The 17,504-nt window shown below is 64.1% G+C and carries 16 protein-coding genes and 1 tRNA gene; 7 read left to right on the top strand and 10 right to left on the bottom strand.

Annotated elements, in window-relative coordinates; all coding sequences use genetic code 11:
* The first annotated feature begins 226 nt into the window (after positions 1-226).
* Positions 227-2,371 (top strand): NACHT domain-containing protein, encoded by a 2,145-nt coding sequence (locus tag AWX74_RS41195; RefSeq protein ID WP_091273864.1) that lies wholly within the window; start codon positions 227-229, stop codon positions 2,369-2,371.
* Between the two features lie 208 nt (positions 2,372-2,579).
* A tRNA-Ile gene (locus tag AWX74_RS09440) sits at positions 2,580-2,656 on the top strand.
* A gap of 265 nt (positions 2,657-2,921) precedes the next feature.
* Here AWX74_RS09440 and AWX74_RS09435 read toward each other — a convergent pair.
* Together AWX74_RS09435 and AWX74_RS09430 are read right to left on the bottom strand one after the other, a co-directional pair.
* The gene (locus AWX74_RS09435) at positions 2,922-3,470 is read right to left on the bottom strand and encodes a GNAT family N-acetyltransferase (RefSeq protein WP_091273862.1); all 549 of its coding nucleotides are present in this window, start codon (positions 3,468-3,470) and stop codon (positions 2,922-2,924) included.
* 116 nt (positions 3,471-3,586) lie between these two features.
* Complete coding sequence (locus AWX74_RS09430) at positions 3,587-3,808, bottom strand: hypothetical protein (RefSeq protein ID WP_226931284.1); 222 nt, start codon at positions 3,806-3,808, stop codon at positions 3,587-3,589.
* 159 nt (positions 3,809-3,967) lie between these two features.
* On the opposite strand from AWX74_RS09430, the gene AWX74_RS09425 reads away from it, so the two are divergent.
* Together AWX74_RS09425 and AWX74_RS09420 are read left to right on the top strand one after the other, a co-directional pair.
* A complete protein-coding gene (locus AWX74_RS09425) occupies positions 3,968-4,249 on the top strand; it encodes a hypothetical protein (RefSeq protein WP_226931285.1) in 282 nt (93 codons plus the stop codon).
* A gap of 4 nt (positions 4,250-4,253) precedes the next feature.
* Positions 4,254-4,490 (top strand): hypothetical protein, encoded by a 237-nt coding sequence (locus AWX74_RS09420; RefSeq protein WP_006539717.1) that lies wholly within the window; start codon positions 4,254-4,256, stop codon positions 4,488-4,490.
* 242 nt (positions 4,491-4,732) lie between these two features.
* Here the strand turns inward: AWX74_RS09420 and AWX74_RS09415 are convergent, their stop codons facing one another.
* The 5 genes from AWX74_RS09415 to AWX74_RS09395 all read right to left on the bottom strand — a co-directional run bounded on the left by AWX74_RS09415 (position 4,733) and on the right by AWX74_RS09395 (position 8,654).
* The gene (locus AWX74_RS09415; protein ID WP_091273853.1) at positions 4,733-4,960 is read right to left on the bottom strand and encodes a helix-turn-helix domain-containing protein; all 228 of its coding nucleotides are present in this window, start codon (positions 4,958-4,960) and stop codon (positions 4,733-4,735) included.
* Between the two features lie 258 nt (positions 4,961-5,218).
* Complete coding sequence (locus AWX74_RS09410; protein WP_091273850.1) at positions 5,219-7,444, bottom strand: FtsK/SpoIIIE domain-containing protein; 2,226 nt, start codon at positions 7,442-7,444, stop codon at positions 5,219-5,221.
* Positions 7,445-7,691: 247 nt separating this feature from the next.
* Positions 7,692-7,883 (bottom strand): DUF2304 family protein, encoded by a 192-nt coding sequence (locus AWX74_RS09405; RefSeq protein WP_091273847.1) that lies wholly within the window; start codon positions 7,881-7,883, stop codon positions 7,692-7,694.
* A 49-nt stretch (positions 7,884-7,932) separates the two neighbouring features.
* Complete coding sequence (locus tag AWX74_RS09400; RefSeq protein ID WP_091273846.1) at positions 7,933-8,295, bottom strand: hypothetical protein; 363 nt, start codon at positions 8,293-8,295, stop codon at positions 7,933-7,935.
* Between the two features lie 167 nt (positions 8,296-8,462).
* Positions 8,463-8,654 (bottom strand): hypothetical protein, encoded by a 192-nt coding sequence (locus tag AWX74_RS09395; protein WP_091273843.1) that lies wholly within the window; start codon positions 8,652-8,654, stop codon positions 8,463-8,465.
* A 492-nt stretch (positions 8,655-9,146) separates the two neighbouring features.
* Here AWX74_RS09395 and AWX74_RS09390 point away from each other — a divergent pair, with 492 nt between their 5' ends.
* The gene (locus AWX74_RS09390; protein ID WP_091273841.1) at positions 9,147-9,554 is read left to right on the top strand and encodes a hypothetical protein; all 408 of its coding nucleotides are present in this window, start codon (positions 9,147-9,149) and stop codon (positions 9,552-9,554) included.
* A gap of 842 nt (positions 9,555-10,396) precedes the next feature.
* Here the strand turns inward: AWX74_RS09390 and AWX74_RS09385 are convergent.
* The 3 genes from AWX74_RS09385 to AWX74_RS09375 are packed head-to-tail and all read right to left on the bottom strand — an operon-like array spanning position 10,397 to position 13,570.
* Entirely contained in the window at positions 10,397-11,296 is a 900-nt protein-coding gene (locus AWX74_RS09385; protein WP_091273839.1) for a glycosyltransferase family 2 protein, read from the bottom strand.
* Positions 11,289-11,855, bottom strand: a complete 567-nt coding sequence (locus tag AWX74_RS09380; RefSeq protein WP_242666147.1) for a hypothetical protein — start codon at positions 11,853-11,855, stop codon at positions 11,289-11,291. The genes AWX74_RS09385 and AWX74_RS09380 overlap by 8 nt, the downstream gene beginning before the upstream one ends.
* Positions 11,852-13,570 carry a hypothetical protein gene (locus AWX74_RS09375; protein ID WP_242666146.1) on the bottom strand — a complete coding sequence of 573 codons (1,719 nt, stop codon included), beginning with the start codon at positions 13,568-13,570 and terminating at the stop codon, positions 11,852-11,854. The genes AWX74_RS09380 and AWX74_RS09375 overlap by 4 nt, the downstream gene beginning before the upstream one ends.
* Before the next feature lie 297 nt (positions 13,571-13,867).
* On the opposite strand from AWX74_RS09375, the gene AWX74_RS09370 reads away from it, so the two are divergent.
* Entirely contained in the window at positions 13,868-15,886 is a 2,019-nt protein-coding gene (locus tag AWX74_RS09370) for a TIR domain-containing protein (protein WP_091273837.1), read from the top strand.
* Positions 15,887-16,525: 639 nt separating this feature from the next.
* Positions 16,526-17,479, top strand: a complete 954-nt coding sequence (locus AWX74_RS39460) for a hypothetical protein (protein ID WP_131799437.1) — start codon at positions 16,526-16,528, stop codon at positions 17,477-17,479.
* Positions 17,480-17,504 lie beyond the last annotated feature (25 nt).

The raw sequence follows: 17,504 nt of genomic DNA, 5'->3' as shown, positions 1-17,504 counted from the left end.
GGGGTCGAACCGGAGCGGGCCCCACTCCTGCGGCACGTAGGCAGCGCGAGGAAACGCGGGCGGGGCAGTCTCGATCCGCGCAGGTGCGTCGATATCGGCGCCGGTGCCAACGCACCGGAACGCCCTGACATCGGCTTCTCCTTCTGACCGGTGGTTCGGCCATCCACGGCCTGGACAACACCGGTGGTAACCCCAGGTCCATCCAACTTGAGGTGGAAAAACTTCAATGTCGCGGATTTCGCGCCTCCGGCGGGTCAACCGAGCTCGGCTCGCGGGCCTCACCGCCGTGTTCGGGAGCGTCATCACCCCCGCACTCCTGTGGAACTGGGCCGGGGTGGACCGCCTGCTCGCCGCGGCGAGCCTCGCCCTGGCGATCATCGCCTTCGTCGGCGGCTCGTCGGTCGCCGCCACCGCGGAGCACACCGCCGAGAACCTGCCGCGGCTCCTGACCGAACTGGCAGCCCGGGTGCGGGTGCGGTGGGAGGACGAACTCGTCCACCGCGGCCTCACCGGCGGCGCGATGTACTCGCTTCGGCTGGCGGCGACGAGCGCGTCGGCGAGCGTCAGCGCTCCCACCTGCGCGGTGCGCCGGCTCGCGGCGGTCGCCCCCGGGCGCGTCCGGAGCGGGAACACCGCCCCGGACTGGCAGCCCCATCTGCTCGACGGCCGCCAGGAGCACCTGGCCGACCGGTACCGGCAGATCCCGACCCGGCGCCTGGCGATAGTCGGCGACAGCGGAGCCGGAAAGACCGTGGTCGCCATCCACCTCGTCCTCGACCTGCTGGCCGCACGGGAGACCGCACAGGCACCGGTACCCGTCCTCGTCGACGCCGGATCCTGGGACCCGACGAACCAGAGCTTCTGGGCGTGGTTCGAAGCAGAGCTCGTCCGCTGCCATCCCGCGCTGGGCGCGCCCGTCTCGAACGCCGGTGGCTCGCGTGCCGGTCGGACGGTCACGGCGGTGCGAAGACTCCGCGAAACCGGCCTCCTCCTCCCGGTCATCGACGGCCTGGACACGCTCGCCCCCGCCTCCCAGACGGACGCGATCCGGTCGATCAACCGCGCGCTGCGGGCAGGAGACCCGCTGGTGGTCGTCTGGCAGACCGCCGCCTACGCCGCGGCGATATCACCGGACGGAGCCGGAACCCCGATCGAGGCGACCCCCGCCGTCGAAGTCCTCCCACTCGATGGCGACGAGATGATCGCCGTCCTGGACGCCGCGGCCGGAACCGACCCGAACCGCTGGTCCGCGGTCTGCTCGCTCATCGCGACGTCCACCACCGCCCCCCTCGTCCGCACACTGAGCCTGCCGTTGATGCTCTCCCTCGCCCGCTCGAACTACCACCGCTCCTCGGCGGCCCACCCGGCGGAGCTCTGCGACCAGGCCAGGTTTCCCGACCAGGAATCGATCGAGAACCATCTCCTGGACGGACTGATCGGCGCCGTCTATCCCGGAACCGAAGCGACCACACGTTCCGGAAACCAGCGCTCCGCCTGGAACGCCGACCAGGCGCTGCGATACCACCGCTATCTCGCCCGACGACTGGTCCACGAGGAACGTCCCGGAGCAACCCCCGCCTACGACCTCGCCTGGTGGCGGCTCGGAACAGCGGGCTCACGGCTGCTGCTCGCACTCGTCACCGGAATCCTGGCGGGAACAGCGGCCACCCTGGTCGCCGGCTTCGCAGTCGGCGTCGCCGACGGCACCATGGCCGCGTTCATCCAGGCCTACGCGGTACGCCGGTCAGGCGGACTGTTCACCGAACCGCGCAGAGTCGCCCTCACCTGGCCCGCCACGGCGGACATCCGTACCGGCCTGCTGTTCGCGCTCCCGCTCGGCGCACTCGGCGGCATCCTGGCCGGCTGCGTCTACGGCCTCGCCGCCGGCCTCGGGACGGACCCCGTCCACGCCCTGACCGAGGGCGTCGCGGGCGGTGTCGCGGGAGGCCTCGCGGGCTCCGCGCTGGTCACCGCCACCCTGGCGAGCCTGACACCACCCGCAGACCTGACCCGCGCCACCGCCGCCCGGGCGCTGCTTCGGTACGACCGATTAACCGGGCTGGTCAGCGGAACCGCGACCGGCCTCGCCGTCGGCCTCGCCGTCACCGTCGTGAACGGCGCGGCGACCGGCCTCGCCGGCGGAATCTCCGTCGCCCTGGTCGGCCTGGCCTCCACCCGATCATCGCTGTACTCCGCCACCGTCTGCTGGCTGGCACTCACCGGCCGAACCCCGCTCCGGCTGATGGCCTTCCTGGACGACGCCCGCCGCCGTACCGTCCTGCGCAAGGCCGGCCCCTACTACCAGTACCGCCACGCCGCCCTCCAACGCCGCCTGGCGACCCGCGAACCATCGGACCAGCCCAGACCCTGACCCACCAACCGCCCCGCACACCCCGGACCCGTCGCCGGGCCACATCGACGGCACCGCGCCTGGGCCGCACCGCACCGCACCGCGCCTGGGCCGCAGCAGGTCGAGCGGCCTACACCCCGGACCCGACCCGATCACCGACCGCGTGACCCACGCCCGATCCGGACCGCTACGCTTGCAGTGCCATCCTCACACCGAGGGTGGCTCATCGGGGGCGGTAGCTCAGCCGGTCAGAGCAGCGGACTCATAATCCGTCGGTCGTGGGTTCGAGCCCCACCCGCCCCACCAAAACCCCTGGTAGATAGCCACTTTTGAGCCCACTGGGCAGGCCCTGAAGATCGCAAACCCCACGGAAACCCCACGCTTTGCGAAGCTGTCGACCGCCATCGTTGATCTTCGATGCCGCTCGTCGTTGGCTGTCGACGCATCTGCTTGGCCGGCCCGGAGGAGGCAAATCGCCGGGATCGATGGGCGCGCTGACCGGTCCTCTGCGCCCGTCTCGCCGTGGCCGAGGATGCCTCGGCCCCGGTTGCGGGTGGTCGCGCCCTGGCTGTCACAAGGCTGTGGCGTAGATGCGTACCGCCTGGCCCGCACGGGTCTGGGCGTCGCGTTCGTGGGCGAGGCCGGTCTTCTCGGCGACGCGCTGGGAAGGGATGTTATCTGGGTGGATGATCGCGATGAGGCGCTTGATATCGAGGATGTCGCGGGCGAGGTCTCGGCAGGCGGTGGCGGCTTCGGTGGCGTAGCCGCGGCGTTGGGCGTCGGTGCGCAGGTGGTAGCCGATCTCGATGTCGGTGGTCCCTTCGATTTCCTGGGGGGTCAGGCCGCAGTCACCGATGAACTCGCCGGTGGACCGGAGCGTGACCAGCCAGAGCCCGAAGCCTTCCTGCCGGTAGAGGCGCTGGTTCCAGTCGATCCAGGCCATGGCTTCGTCACGGCCTTTGGTCCGCGGGTAGTACCGCATCACGTCCGGGTCGCCGAGGAGCGCGGCCATGTCGTCAAGGTCGCCTGTGGTCATCGGGCGGAACGCGAGCCGCGGGGTAGGAGCCGGGATGTGCTGCTCGTGATTCACAAGGAAGCACTCTCCCACCTCACCCCACATCCTCACTGTCACATGATGATCGATATGGAGTCGAGAGTTCCCGCCTGTCCTCCGGCCATCACGTGACGATCGGTGTCGCCTGTGTCCGCCCGGATGATGTTCGCGGTGGGGTGCTGTTATCCGTTGTCGAGGTCGGTGTCGTCTGACGAGCGGTTCGCCGCGATCCACGTGCGGACGTCGTCCTCGTCCCAGAAGCGGCCGGCCGGGGTCTTCTGCGCGGGCTCCGGGAAGCCGACCTTCCTCGTGATCTGGTCCGCGCGGCGGCGGGAGAGGTGCCCGTCCGGCGACGACGGGCGCAGTAGCTCCTGCACCTCGGAGATCGTGATCAGCCGGCCCACCACTACTAACCTAGGGACTACCACCCTAGGACTACCGATGGTGGAAGACCGCGTGTAGCGTGCCCAGTAGCCCGAAAAGAGGGCGGGCCGCCTCCGGTGAGTCAGCACCAGGGGCGGCCCTCGGCACCGACCCTTCAGGAGGTCGACACCGTGTCCGACATGTTGTCAGCTCCCAAGCGCGCCACCCGCGCTGGGAGCATCCCCGACACCGCGCTCACGATCCGAGAGGAAGGAACAGGCCCGTACCGCTACGTCACGGTGACCGTCCCGGACGGCGTCCATCCCGCGACGCTGGCGGCCGCACTGCGCACGCTGCCCATTGCGTGCACCCTGGCATCGATGGTGGACGGCGAACTGTCGTTCAAGGTCATCGGCCACGATGAAGAGGACGCCGACTGGAAGGCCGTTGGCGCGGCCCTCGGCGCCCGCACCGGTGGGTAGGGCCGTGGGCGCGACGACGGCCGCCCGTGTCGTGATCCTCGCGAGCGACGATCCAGGGCCGGTACACCTGATGTTCGTCGAGTCCGACGGTCAGCCGTCGCCGCTACGGCACCGGCCGTCGGCCATGCTCGCCGTGCGGTACGTGGAGGCGATGACCGGGATCATCGACCCGAGCGTCTCCGCGCGGCGGACGTGGCTGGTCAGCCCGTGTGGCTGCGGATCGACACAGGGAGGTTCCTGACCATGCCGGGGCGGCCGTCGGTCGCCTGACGGCACCGTCGGTCAGCTCAGGCACGGGAAAATCCGAACTCCATCACCGAAAACCGAAACGACCCCCAACACCTCACCGGTGTTGGGGGTCGTTTTACTTCACGGATTTCTGTTATCCGGCGTTCGGGTACCTGGTTGGCCGGTTCGCTCGTCGTATCTGGTTAGCGTTGACTCGCGGGTCGGTGGTTCCTGGCTGGCCGCGGATTCCCGCTGCTATTCACTCCTCTGCTTCTCAAGCCAGTCGGCTACGTCCACCGCGTCGAAGCGAAGGTACCGTCCGACGCGATACGCCGGAGGACCCTCCCCGGTACTTCGCCATTTGTAGATGGTGTTTATGGGTACGCCGAGATAGCGAGCCAGATCGTTAGCTGTCCATAGTCGCGTGCCGCGTTCTTCGGAAGTTCCGGGAGTCGTCGCCGATCCGGAGATCCTTGTAGGCATTTTGTCTCCTCTTCGCGAGTGCGGTGTTCCGGTTGGTCCCGTGCGAACCTCGTCGCCGTGCGTGACTACGCTAGGTCACGTCCGACTCTGGTGGTCTAGCAACGGGTGGGGAGGGGCGGGAACCCCTCTCCGGCCCGTTTCGCGGCTCCCCGCTGGAGCCCTGCTAGGCGACTAGAGCCCAGCTCAGAGTCAGTTTTGGCAGCTAGAGGTGCTGCTAGACCTAGCAGGTAGGGGTGCTAGACCTAGCAGCACACTCCGTCAGCCACCGCCCCCGCTTCTGCTACGATCCGTGATCGCTGAGACGATCTGCTGTCGCTCGATCCCGCGCCTGTTGGCGCCTTTACCGCCGGGGGCTGTGCCCCACACCTGGCCGGGGGAAATCCCGTAGGGCTTGAGAGCGACGGTAAGTTGCTCGGCGCCCCATCCGGTGTACGCGTCGGGGCGTAGCTCGGCAAGTCGAGCGACGATGGTCTCCGACCAGACCTTGGTTTCGCTGGCAGGAAGTACGGCCAACACGTCGTCCAGAATGGTCGACGTCCTTTCAGTTGGTTCCGGTGGGGTTTCACCGGCCGCGATTCCGGCGAGTGTTCCAGCCTGGATACGGGCTGCGCGTGCCCGATCGGCAACCTTCTCGGCTGTTGGCGTGTCGATGTAGGCGGCCCGGACGATGAGCGGGTCGTCCGTCGCGCCGACGAGGTAGCCGATTCCCTTGTCGGTGGGCCGGAGCGTGGTAGCCCGTACGCCGTTCTTGTACATCGACGTTCCGAGGATCATGTCGTTTTCGACCTGGCCCATGACCCGCAGGCAGAACCGCACCGAGACGCTGGAGGACACGCCGGTCGGGAGGCTGTTCGCGTCGGGGCGTTGGGTGGCCAGGACGAGGACGACGCCGAGGGCGCGTCCGAGCTTGATGACGTCGGTGGCCAGGGTGCCGGCTTCCTCCCCGTAGACGGGGTGGGTGAACAGGTTCTGGCACTCGTCGAAGAACGCGACGAGCAGGTGCAGGCCGAGGGATCGGCGGTTGGCCAGTGCGCGGGTGACCTTGCCGTCCGGGCACAGGTCCTTCGGGAGGTTCTTCAACGCGGTGGCGCGGCGGACGACCTCGGCGCGCAGGTCGCGAAGCGCGACGAGTGCGGCTTCGATGCTGGCATCGTCGATGCCGGTGACGTACCGGTGGGCGAACTTCTCGGCGGAGTCGAGGTCGCCGGTGCCCTTGAGGTTGTAGACCCAGACCTCACACGTGGGGTCCAGCCCGCAGGCGAGCAAGAGCACCCGCACCGCCGAGGTCTTGCCTGCGCCCGGCAGAGACCCGACGAGCACGTTGTTCTCCGGCAGCAGGACCGCGACCGGTCGGCCGCGGGCATCGGACCCGAACGGCAGGGGCGCGAACACGTCCGCGGTGCCGCGCCGCGCCAACGGCCACTCGGCGGCGGGAGCCGCGGACATGTCCTCGTCCCCCACCCACAGCACGAGCCGACCGGCGTGCGCGTCGTGGACCGCTTCGGGCCACACGCACCCCAGCGGACGCCGCAGACCGGACGCGAGACGTTCCCGGCGGTCCAGGATGTCGGACACGGTCACGCCGTAGGGAAGGTCGACGTCCGCGCGCCATCCGGGCCCGTCACGGGTGATCGGCGCGGGAAACGTGATCCCACCACCCTCCCGACGTGCCTTGTTGATCTCGGCGATGCCGAGCGACTCCAGCGCGCGGACCACGATGTCAGCGGTCAGCCGGCCGACCTTGGTCGGAGTGACGGCCGGCCCGACGAGTGGCCGGTCCGCCGGCGCGCCGAGCATGCCCAGGACGCCAACCAGAATCGCGAGGATGGCCAGATGGACGGCCGGGGGAGTGGCCATCCACGTGATCGTGAATGCCGCGATGGTCGGCAGTCCCGCGGCGATGGCGACGATGGTGCGGACGCGAACGCGCGCATCCCGCAGCTTCGCCAGCCTGAGGTACTCGCTCGTCTCCTCCCGACGGATCGCGGTTGCACGGGCCGGTCGGGTCTCGGCGTCGGTCAGCCAACCGGCGGCGCCGGTCGTTGCGCGTCCGAGGCCACGGGGCGCACGCCAGACCAGAACCGCGGCGTAGAACGGTAGCCGGACGGCATGGAACAGGGCCGTGTGGAAGCAGTAGCCAGCGAACCACCGGGCTGCCGATCGCAGCGCCGCCCACGATCGCAACCAGGTCGGCATGACCGGCCGCCGCGCGCCGGACCGGGCAAGCGCCCATGGACTCGGCGGCGGTTCGGGCGGGTTGACCGGGACGCCGGTCACGACCACGTCCTCGGTGTCGGACCGGCCGTCCCGCGGCGCGGCCTTCACGAGGTCGTAGACGATCTGCGCCGGTGCGGCGGGCAGCCGGTCGCCGGACCCGTAAGGGATGAGGGAGCCTGCCTCAGGGCTGACGTCAGGCACCCATCCGCCGGTGCCGGGCGGCGCACCGGCCGGATCGGACGGTGTCGAGGGCAGATTCTCGGACATACTTATGGTTCCTCCGTGAGAGCGGGGAGCCCGGGGCGCGGCGTCTGTCTTGGCGGTCAGGACCGCGCCCCGGGGCGAATTTAGTAGCTCGGTGTCGTTTGTTTCTTACGTCGCCATGTTGCCTCCAGGCGGTGAAGGCCGGCGGTCTTGCGGTTTCCTTGCACGATAAGAATCGGCAGTATCACCGGCGGGCTTTCATCCGACAGGGCAGCCATCGCGAGGACGAGAGGCAGAACTCGATTTCCCTCTAGACTCCGACGGTCGAAACGATCCCGATGACTTCGCCGATGATGTCGCCGATCGTCGGGGCGAGGCTGGAGGAGGCCAGGTAGAAGCCGAGCGCGATGCACAGCAGTGCCGACGAGATGGAAAGTCGGTACGAGCGGACGAGAACCACGACCGCGAAGAGCAGGAGAACGACGACGGAGATGCTCACCATTGTGAGTGCCGGACCCTTTCCTTGAGGAGGTGAACAGGACGATGCGGTGTCACATACTGTCGGAGTCGAAGCCGTAATCGGTGCCGAGCTTGTCGCCGAGAACCTCGTCGGGATCGTCGGGAATGGGATCCAAACCCGCCGCCACCGCCCACGCGTTGTACAGGTCGTGCCACGCCTTTCGGGTCCTCGCGTGATACCTCTCCAGCTCGACGAAGACGAGGTTCAGCGCCTCCCGGACGGACTCGCCGGCGTGGTCCATCCACAGCACATGCAGGACAGATGACGCGGTGTAACCGTCCCCGTGCTCGGCGTACGCTCGGGTGGCACGGTTCTCCAGATCGGCCAACGCCAGACTTCCAAAAATCATGGTGTCGCCGGTCTCGCTGGTGTGAGCGTTACGTGAGTTGGACATCGTGATAGCTCCTTCTGCTGTGCGTCAGGGAACGGAGTGAGGAAACTAGGCGCCGGATTCATGGCAGGCGTCATGAAGTGACGGGTGAGTCCTACAGGTCGATCGGTGGCCCCGGCGAGTTCCACCGAAAAAGGGAGCGCTCCTGCTACGAGAATTGATGTTCTTCGCTACTCCCAGAGTCGATGGACGCTCCACACGACCGCGATGACGAGGATTCCGACGACGGTGAACGGAAGAATCGCGGGCAGTGCTTTGACGAAGAGCCACTGAAGGCCGGTCAGGAAGAGGATCAATGCGCCGGTTCCCAGGGTCCATCGGAGGATGGTCCCGAAGGGAGATCGATAGTAGTAGCGCCGCATTCTTGTCTCCCATAGGTTGATCTTCTGTCGGCGGCCATCCTTCGGCGGACCCATGACCGGACCGCTTTTGGTGGCTGCCGTTCGACGTTTCCCATGATGGGACAGCCGACTGTTGGGATTCGCAGATGAGAACGCCGACTTCCGGATGGGTATCAGCTGAGAAACGGCGAAGAACTGAGCACGGAACGTCGGCGTTGCGCGGCGAAAGTGTGGGAGAACTGCTGAGGAAGTGCTGGCCGACAGCCATCCGCGCAGCTCAGGGCAGGTGTGACTCATCGCGACGTGACGGCCTTCGACTGCCCTTGCACGCCACAAGCGTCATCTGTAGCAGGCAAACGCAGGCAAACATGGCGATCAAGCTGCAAACCTGGCATGCTCTTGGGTCGTCCCGGACGGAACACGTCCCCCGGCAAGGTCCGGGACACCCGCCACAGAGAGGAGGCGAACCGACGGGGGACGCCGTGGGGTCACATTGGCCCCTGTCGAACCGCGATGATCACACCGACCGTTGACTTCGAGGCTCTCCGCTCCGAGCTGCGCGCGACCCTGCGCCACGGCGCACGAGCCCGGTCGCTGCTCGACCGCATGGCGCTCGTCGACCTGCTCAACCCAGCTAAGCCGAGTGAGGAGGCACCGCCCGACGCACAACGGGCGCTCGAAGCTGCGCGGTTGGTGGCTGACACCGTCGATGCGCTCGACCCGCCGATAGACCGGATCATGTCGATCATGTTGTGCCTGGCACCGGGCACCGCAGGTATGACCCTCTCGGCACGGCGCACGCGCGCGGCCGACCTGGTTGACATCCAGCCGTCCACGTTCCGGTCCGAAGAGCGCTACGAACAGGCGTTCGTCACCGAACTCGCACTGGCGCTCTACGGCCAGCTGACCGGTTGCACCTGACACTCCTGACACGCGATGAGGGCCGCTGCGCTGAAGTGCGGCAGCGGCCCTCAATCACTTTGAAGCGGTCAAGGTAAGAGTCGGGAGCGGTTCGGAATTATACGCCTCACCTGAGGAATACAGTAATTAGCCGCCGTTGCGTGTGTGGACAGGTGCATCGGGTAACCCAAGGTGGGACCTGTCGCTCACACTGTCGAATGGATTTATGATGCCCGACTTGGGAGATTTCGCTGCCCTTGGCTCGACGGTTATCGCGGTTATAGCGATATTCATCTCCTTGAGGACGCAGAAGAGTCTCCAGCGTGTTATGGTCACACAGGTCTTTCTGGATCTTCGCTCTCGCTTTCTGGAGATCTTTCTTAAGCTAGGGGATCTAGATTGTGGGCCTGCGAACAACGAGGAGCGCGCAGCGCGAATTGCATACTGGCACCACAGCTACGATGAATGGTATATCGCTAAACATGCACCTAAAGAATTTGGTGACCTATGGAGAGGCTTTTATAGAGACGCCGGACAAGCTGGCCTTGGGCATGCTGCCTTGCGGCGGTCGCTTGGCGAGCTAGCGGAAAACAGATCAGCTGGATTTGGAATGTATGCACAAGATTTTATTTCGGAAGTCTTCCAGGTGTATGCGGAAAGGGTGGGGGGAGGTCGGCAAATTCGACCCTTGCGCAGGGTTGATCCGGAGGGTTAAGGGGGAATCGAAATTGTTTTGCGATCTGAGTCGTGGTGTCGGACGCGTTCGTAGATTAATCTAGATGCAGGTAGTCGTCCCGCTTCGGGCCGGGTTTTGACGGAGGTTCAGGTCAACGTGGGCTCCATTGCCGCCCGATCGGACTGGTTTAGCCCGTGCCGTCAGGCGGCCATATGGACCTAATGCCCTCGCGAAGTAGCATTTGCTCGAACTCCTCGACGTCATCAACATCGGGCCGGTAGGTTGCCATGCGATGCTGAGTCTGCGTGAACCAGGAAGACAGTGATTCAACCTCTCCGGGGAGAATACGTCCCTTCGTCACCCCGTGGGCGGTGATGATGTCGAACTCCTGCCGGAGCAACTCAGGCTTGGGGCGTTGAGGGTTAACCCAGTCATCGACAGGCACCGGGCGGACGCGTGCCTGTGCGTCGTTCCATGCCAGGTTGAGAGTGAGATCGACCGTGAAGCCGTCGGGTAGGTCAGCCGGCCACAGGGACCGGACCGCGGCTCGTTGCCCTGACCAGGGGGTCGCGCCGACCTTGGATAGCATCTCGGGGAAGATGCGGCCCGCCAGCGGGGCCAGGAAGCCGTACAGCCACATCTGCGGATAGAGGGGGCGCCAGTAGAGATCGGCTATCGTCGCGTCGACGATTCCCGCCATGATCGGCCGAAGCAGCGTCGCGGCGATCGGTTCAGAGCCGAAGTATCGGAAGTCGCCATCCACAGTCGCCACGACCGTGCCGGTTGCTTCCGAGAGTGCGGCTTTGACCGCGTTGCCCTTACCTTTCCCGGCTTCGACCACGCGTGCGCCAGCCGCACGGGCGAGCGTCACAGTCTCGTCGGTGCAGGCGCTTGCCGCGACGATGACTTCACCGTCCGCTCCGAGCATCCCGATCGCTCGGCGAGCCTCGCTGACGACCTCGGTGATGGTCTCGGCTTCGTTGTGGGCAGGGATGCAGATACTGACCGGTCCTGTCCGATCGGCCAGGGAGCGGTGCCCGACGAGCGTGAGGCCGAGGGCAGGGTCGATGAAGGGCTCGTCAGCCAAGGAACGCCCCTTGCCACAGTGGGTTGCGGTCCCGATGCGGTCCGATGATGGATTCCTCGTGTGGGTCGAGCGGGATCAGCCGCGGGTCGGACCACGCGGCTTGAACGTCGGCCGGTGGTGTCTGTTCGGTCCAGAGCCCATCTTCGACCGCCGGGGCGGTACGTGTGCCCGCCCGGCCGAGGATGAGCAGCCGGACCGAGTACTCGCAGCCATCGGGAAGCGATCCACCAGCGCTTCCCTCGGCGCCGATGGCGGCGAGGTGCCTGCGGACCCGACCGATCCAGGCCGCGTGGTCGGCCTGGGCGGCGGCGTACCTGTCTGGCGCGCCGCCGAGGTCGCTCGGCGGGTCGTAGAGCAGGACGCGCCGGAAGCAGAAGCCGGTCTGCTCCTTGAGCGCCCGGAGGAACAGGACGAGGTCGAGGTCGTCCCGGACCCGTTGGTGGTCGGGATCGGTGAGCCATGGCGTCGCGACCTGCACCGTCCACACGGTCGCGGCAGTCTCGACCGCGGGCAAGCTCCGCCGCCACAGGTCCGGCGCGGGGGTAGGACCGGTGCTCACCGGAGGATCGCTTCGACGATGCCCAACAGTTCCTGTCGCCGTGCCGGTCGGTCGCCGAGGCGATCGGCCGTGCGGGGTGACCAGGTGAGCATGACCGGCTCTGCAGGTCCGTCGGTGGTCAGCGAGAAGCGGGCAAGCTGCAAGGCACCGGCGACGAGCGGCTCAGGCAGGCGATCGACGAACTCGCGTGCATCGTCCGGTCGGTGCATCTGGAGACAGCACAGGGCCGCGAGAGTCGTCGCGGCCGGCCGGGCGTCCGGCCCGTGTAGGTCGAGGGTGCCCGGATGCCCGGCGGCGGAGACCGCGGTGTCGACGGTGCGCCATAACGAGCGTCGGGTCGGGAACTGAGACAGCGCGGTCGAGAGCCAGTCCAACGCGCTATCCGGGTCGGGAAGGCAGTCGTATGTGGCGAACATCGTGATCTGTGAGCGCAGATACCGCCGGTCGGTCGAGAAGGTCGGGTCCTGCTCGAAGCCAGCCGGTGGGGTGTAGCGGGCGTTGCGCAGACCCGCGATGACGGTCGCGCACAGCTCCAGCGCGACGGTCTGTAGCCCTCCACAGGCCGCGACGACCTCGGCGGCGCGCCCGTCCTCGGTGCGGTGCGGCCGGGATCCGTCGGCGCCGATCCGCCGCTCGATCTCGGTGAAGATGCAGTCGTCGTTCCAGTAGTTGCCGTAGAACTTCTCGCCGGTGATCACCTCGGCGAGCACGTACAGGCCACTGCCTACCCAGGACCCGCCGAATTCGCACATGGACCAAAGCCACACCAGGACCGCGGCCGGATCGCTCAACCCGTACGGCCAGGGGTCCTCTGCCTGCCGGTAGAAGCCGGGCGGGTCCGGATCGACAAACTGAACGATCCGTAGCCGGCCCTTGGCGACCGACGAGATCACCTGTCGGGCGCTCACGTCGTCCGGCCGTTCCTGAAGCCGCTCGTGTGCGGCTTGCTGAAGCCAGCCGATTACACGGCAGACCTGGCCCAGGGTGACCGCCGCTTCGAGATCGCTGACGTGATCCTCCGGCGCCGCTCCGGTGCCGGTCAGCTCGGTGAGTCGGTAGCTGGAGTGCAACGCCCCGTCGATTAGGTGGGGTAGCGCGACGCGCGCCGCATCGCCGGTCAGATCGTGGTAAAGCACCGCGCGCCCGACCCGCTCGATCAGGTACGTGAGCAGCGCCAACCGCCACCGGGCGACCTCGGCGTGCTCGTCGTCGCGTGCCTGCCGTGCCACTTCCGTCATGCGCTGACCGAGAGCCGCGACGTCCGCGCTATCGATGGCCGTCTCGACCGCCCCCAAGTACCCGGCAAGCGCGTGCGCCCGGTCGACCTGAACCGGCCGGCCGGACCGCGCGGCCCGCCTGAGATCCTCGGATGCCAACCGAGCAAGGAAGAGTTGCCGGCCCTCACCGGCGAGCACCCGCAGAAGCGCCTGTAGCGAGTCGATGCCCAAGATGAGCTGCGCGACCACGAGCCCGAGACTGAGGTCGGCCAAGACACCACCGCGTCCGGTGATGTCCGCGGCCGCAGGAAGCAGCACGGAGAAGGTACCCGCCGTCAGCCAGAGGACGAGGCCGGTCTCTTCCACCAGGTCGAGGAACGACGGCCAGACCGTCTCAGGGTCCGCGCTGACCGCGAACACGATCGTCTGCGCAGTCAGCAATGCGGTGAACAGGCCCAAGCCGAGCTGCCATAAGACACCGGCCTTCGCCGCTGACACCGACTCTCCGGTAGCCCACAACCCAACAGCACCAACCGCAGCGACCACGACCACGAGCGATCGAAGCACCAGCTTGCGACTCGTCGACACCATCCCCCCGCCGCCAGCCCGGCCCGATGTCGTCAAGTGTTCCACGAGTGGTCCACTCGTGGGCCTGAACGTCAGTGCCAACCCGCTACCCCGTGCGGGCCGGCATGCCAAAAGTCAGCCTTGATCGCGTGGCCTGTCCGCTCGCAGCAGCACCGTCGATCGTGGGGCGAATCAGATCTTGTCGACACGTTGTGAGATGCTGCCAGTGTGTCCGCTGGGGGGGAGGACCGCGCTCCCGACTTCTATGTCTCCTATGAGCAAGGAGATCAGGCATGGGCCGAATGGATTGCCTGGACGCTTGAAGACGCTGGTTGGAACGCTCATATACGTAAATGGGACATCGTTCCTGGCGCGCACTCAGTTCACGAGGCCGATCGCGCTATTCGATCATCGGCACGAATGATCGCCGTATTGTCGAACAGATATCTCGCCTCTGATGCCGTATCGCACGAATGGCAGGCTGCATTCGATGCCGATCGTACTGGCAGGCAAAGGCGTCTTCTTCTGTTTCGGATCGAAGATTGTAAGCCGGACGGCCATCTCGCCCGGATTCTTTCTGTGGATCTATTCGGAATCAGTAGACTGGATGCTGTGCGCCGCATTGAATCGGCGGTAGCTGGGATTCGGGCGAAGCCAGATTCGGAACCAACCTTCCCTGGCGTCACTAAGGCACACACCGCAGCGGGTCCAAGAGAGAAGAACGGAAGGGAAGAGCCGACTTTCCCTGCCGAGTTTCCTAGGATCGAGGGTCTGGCGATGCCGGCCGACTTCGGGGAAATCATGGATAGGACTTGGGAGAGATCGTACGGGGCTCACTTCAAGCAGGAAGTTCCGGACGTCATAAAACTCGCTGACTACCGCCACAGTTGGCTGCAGGTCAGGGAGGATCTCCTTGAAAGACTTGGTCGCGGATACTCGCCAAGTCCTGCGCAGATTATCAACTTCCCTAAATCCGAGCTTCATTTTCGACCAATCGCGCGAATGAATCCACTCGATCAAGTTGTTTACGAATCGCTCATCTACTATCTTGCGCCCAAGATAGAGAAGTCGCTTTCCAAGAACGTGTGCAGCGATCGATGGGATATTGAGCGAAGTCAGATTCGCCGACCAGTCAGCGCCTGGCTAGAGATGCGCCGCGAGATATATCAGAGTCATAGAAAGAATCCGGCGTACTCTCTGGGTAGGATCGATGTCTCTAGTTTCTTTGAAAGCATTCAAATCAAGGTGCTCGTGTCGAGACTGAGAGCATCGATCGACGAACCGTGGGTACTGGCCAACCTTTCGAGCTTTCTCGAATATTTTTCGGCTCTCAATGGAGTCCGCGGAATACCGCAAGGGCCGCCCGCATCAGGCATCATCGCTAACGTCTACCTTTTGCCGATCGACTCGTATTTGACGCAACGAGGAGTCGAATACTGGCGCTTCTCGGACGATATTACTCTCCTAGGAGATTCGTTGGATGGCCTACGTCAGGTAGTGCGTGACGTAGCAAGGCTCCTTAGTTCCATGGGGATGGCGCTCGCTCCGCAGAAATCAAAGGTCGTCAACTGGGCGGATGTGGAGTCAGAGCTCGAGGGCGCGGAGAAAGATGCAATTAATTATGGTATCGCCACGGGTGATCCGAGGGTCGGAGAGAAGCTAGAGGCGATCTTCGATGACTCGATAAAGCACAAGAATGATAGGGATACAAGATACTCTCTGACGCGTCTAAAGACTCTTAATAGTGACTATGCGGTTGCCTCGGTGCTCGACCAACTTGTGAACTCGCCGCATATGGTAGGGCATTTTCTCACCTATCTTCGAGCGTTCTACGGATCCGATATCGAGGATCGACTCATCGCAACGATCGAAGAAGGAGGCCTCAAACACGACGATTACGCAGAATCTCAGATCTTGCTAACATTCCTACGTAAGTCCACTCGCCGCTCAAAACGCATAAGGACGCTGTCCCTGGAGATTCTCTCGGATCTAGATCGCCAGGGCTATGTTAGGGAATTTGCTGCGCGACTTGTGGGTAAGCACTGCGATCTTAGTGACGGTGACACACTACTAGGGCTTTACAGTTCGGAGCCAGACCGGAGAGTCGCGCGAGCGATTATTGTTGCAATACACGAGGCCGGTCAGGTTAGCCGGCAAAAACTCCTCGCGGCGATCTTCCAGAAGGAGGAGAATCCGTACCTACTTTTGTACATGGAATCTCGCCCAGCCAAGATACCAATACCTTAAACTCGTCGACGACGCTACCGCACTGTAGCAAGTTCGAAGCTAGGATCTGTCGGTGGATGTTGCGGCCGCAATCCGCCGGAATCAGGGTTACGTCTTCCTAGAGGATGCAGATGCTGTTTTAGTTGCTCGCCTACTAGGGAAACCGGGGGCGCCCAAGGTGCTTCGGCCGAGCCGAGAGTCCGAGGCCGATTCTTGGAGTCTGTCTGGCACGTATGGGAGAGGGGCTTTCCCCTGGCACACAGACGGCGCAATATCTGACACTCCGCCCCGTTGGGTGCTGATGCGGGGGCTGAACTTCTCTCATGCAACCTCTACAGAGTTGCTTTCTCCGGACGAGTCTGTTCTTTCGCAACTACGGAGGACGGTTCTTCGAGTAACGTACCGGTCAGGCAGGGCGCGGTACCTCCCTGCTGCGGTGCCCTGTAGCTCTTCTTGGCGTCTTAGATGGGATCCTAGAATAGGTTCCCCGAAGGTCGGTGTGGCGGTAGAAGAAATTGACAGTCTGCCCCCAACTGCAGTCATTCACTGGGAACCTGGAAAACTTTTGGTATTTGACAATCAAAAGTTGCTTCATAGAAGGCCAAGTGTGCCTCTATGTGCGATTCGAGAAATTGAGCGAACCTACGTGTGGAGTTTGTGATGTGGAGCTATGACGGATTTTTAGGAAAGTCTCGTCTTTACTTCAGTCGCGCACAAGATCACAGTGATTTTGAAGAATCCCCCGAGCTTCTAGCTCACTGGCTCATTCTGGGGCTAGAGTTTTTGCTACGCGCTCCGCTCGCAAAGGTGCATCCGGTACTACTGGCAGAGCCTAGTGGGTCCTCTATAATGGCTGCCGCCGGGTATCCTATGGATGCGGGAAAGCCGAAGTCGATACCGATAAAGACTGTGATTGGTAGGCTCTGTGCGATAATCCCGGAGTTCAAGGATGTGGAAAAAGACGCAGAGTTTCTCTCTGGAATGAGAAATGAACAGATGCATTCCAGTGAGTCGCCGTTCGATGTCAACGAGGAGCTATGGATTCCTCAGTTCACGAGGGTGGTTGAAGTCCTATGTCGCTATCTCGAAACTGATCCGATAGAGATGGTTGGCGAGAGTATCGTCACAACCGGTAGGATGCTAGTTGCGGCGCAGGATAAAAAGCTAGAGAATGAGGTTCGTCGGCGTGTTGCCGATGCTGTTCGCAGATTTGAAGGCCTATCTTCGGAAGAAGCAAGTCGCCGCGCTGAAGGAGTCGTTCCTCCGCCGATACGCCGATTCTGGGATCCTGGGGTACGTCGGACCATCTTCAGTCCGGTGTCGGTAGACGGCGATCGAGTATTCCGCACGATTGAATGTCCGGGGTGTCGGAATATTATTCCGGCACCAATGCGGGAAGTTCGAATTTCGAATGAGAGAATCTCCGGGGAAGAGATATACTGGGATATTACTTACGATGTTGATCGGTTGATCTGTCCAGTCTGCGAGTTGGAGCTGTCGAGTACGGCGGAAGTGCGTTGCGCTGGCATCGAATACAGATATGTGGTATTCAAGTCGGAAAGTATTGACGAGCGTTATATGAACAACTTTGAGCCGGACTATGGGAACGACTAGAGCGGTGCGTTCTATTTCGAAGGTG

Source organism: Parafrankia irregularis (genome assembly GCF_001536285.1).
Taxonomy (GTDB): Bacteria; Actinomycetota; Actinomycetes; order Frankiales; family Frankiaceae; genus Parafrankia; species Parafrankia irregularis.
This window is presented reverse-complemented; position numbering and strand designations above follow the sequence as displayed.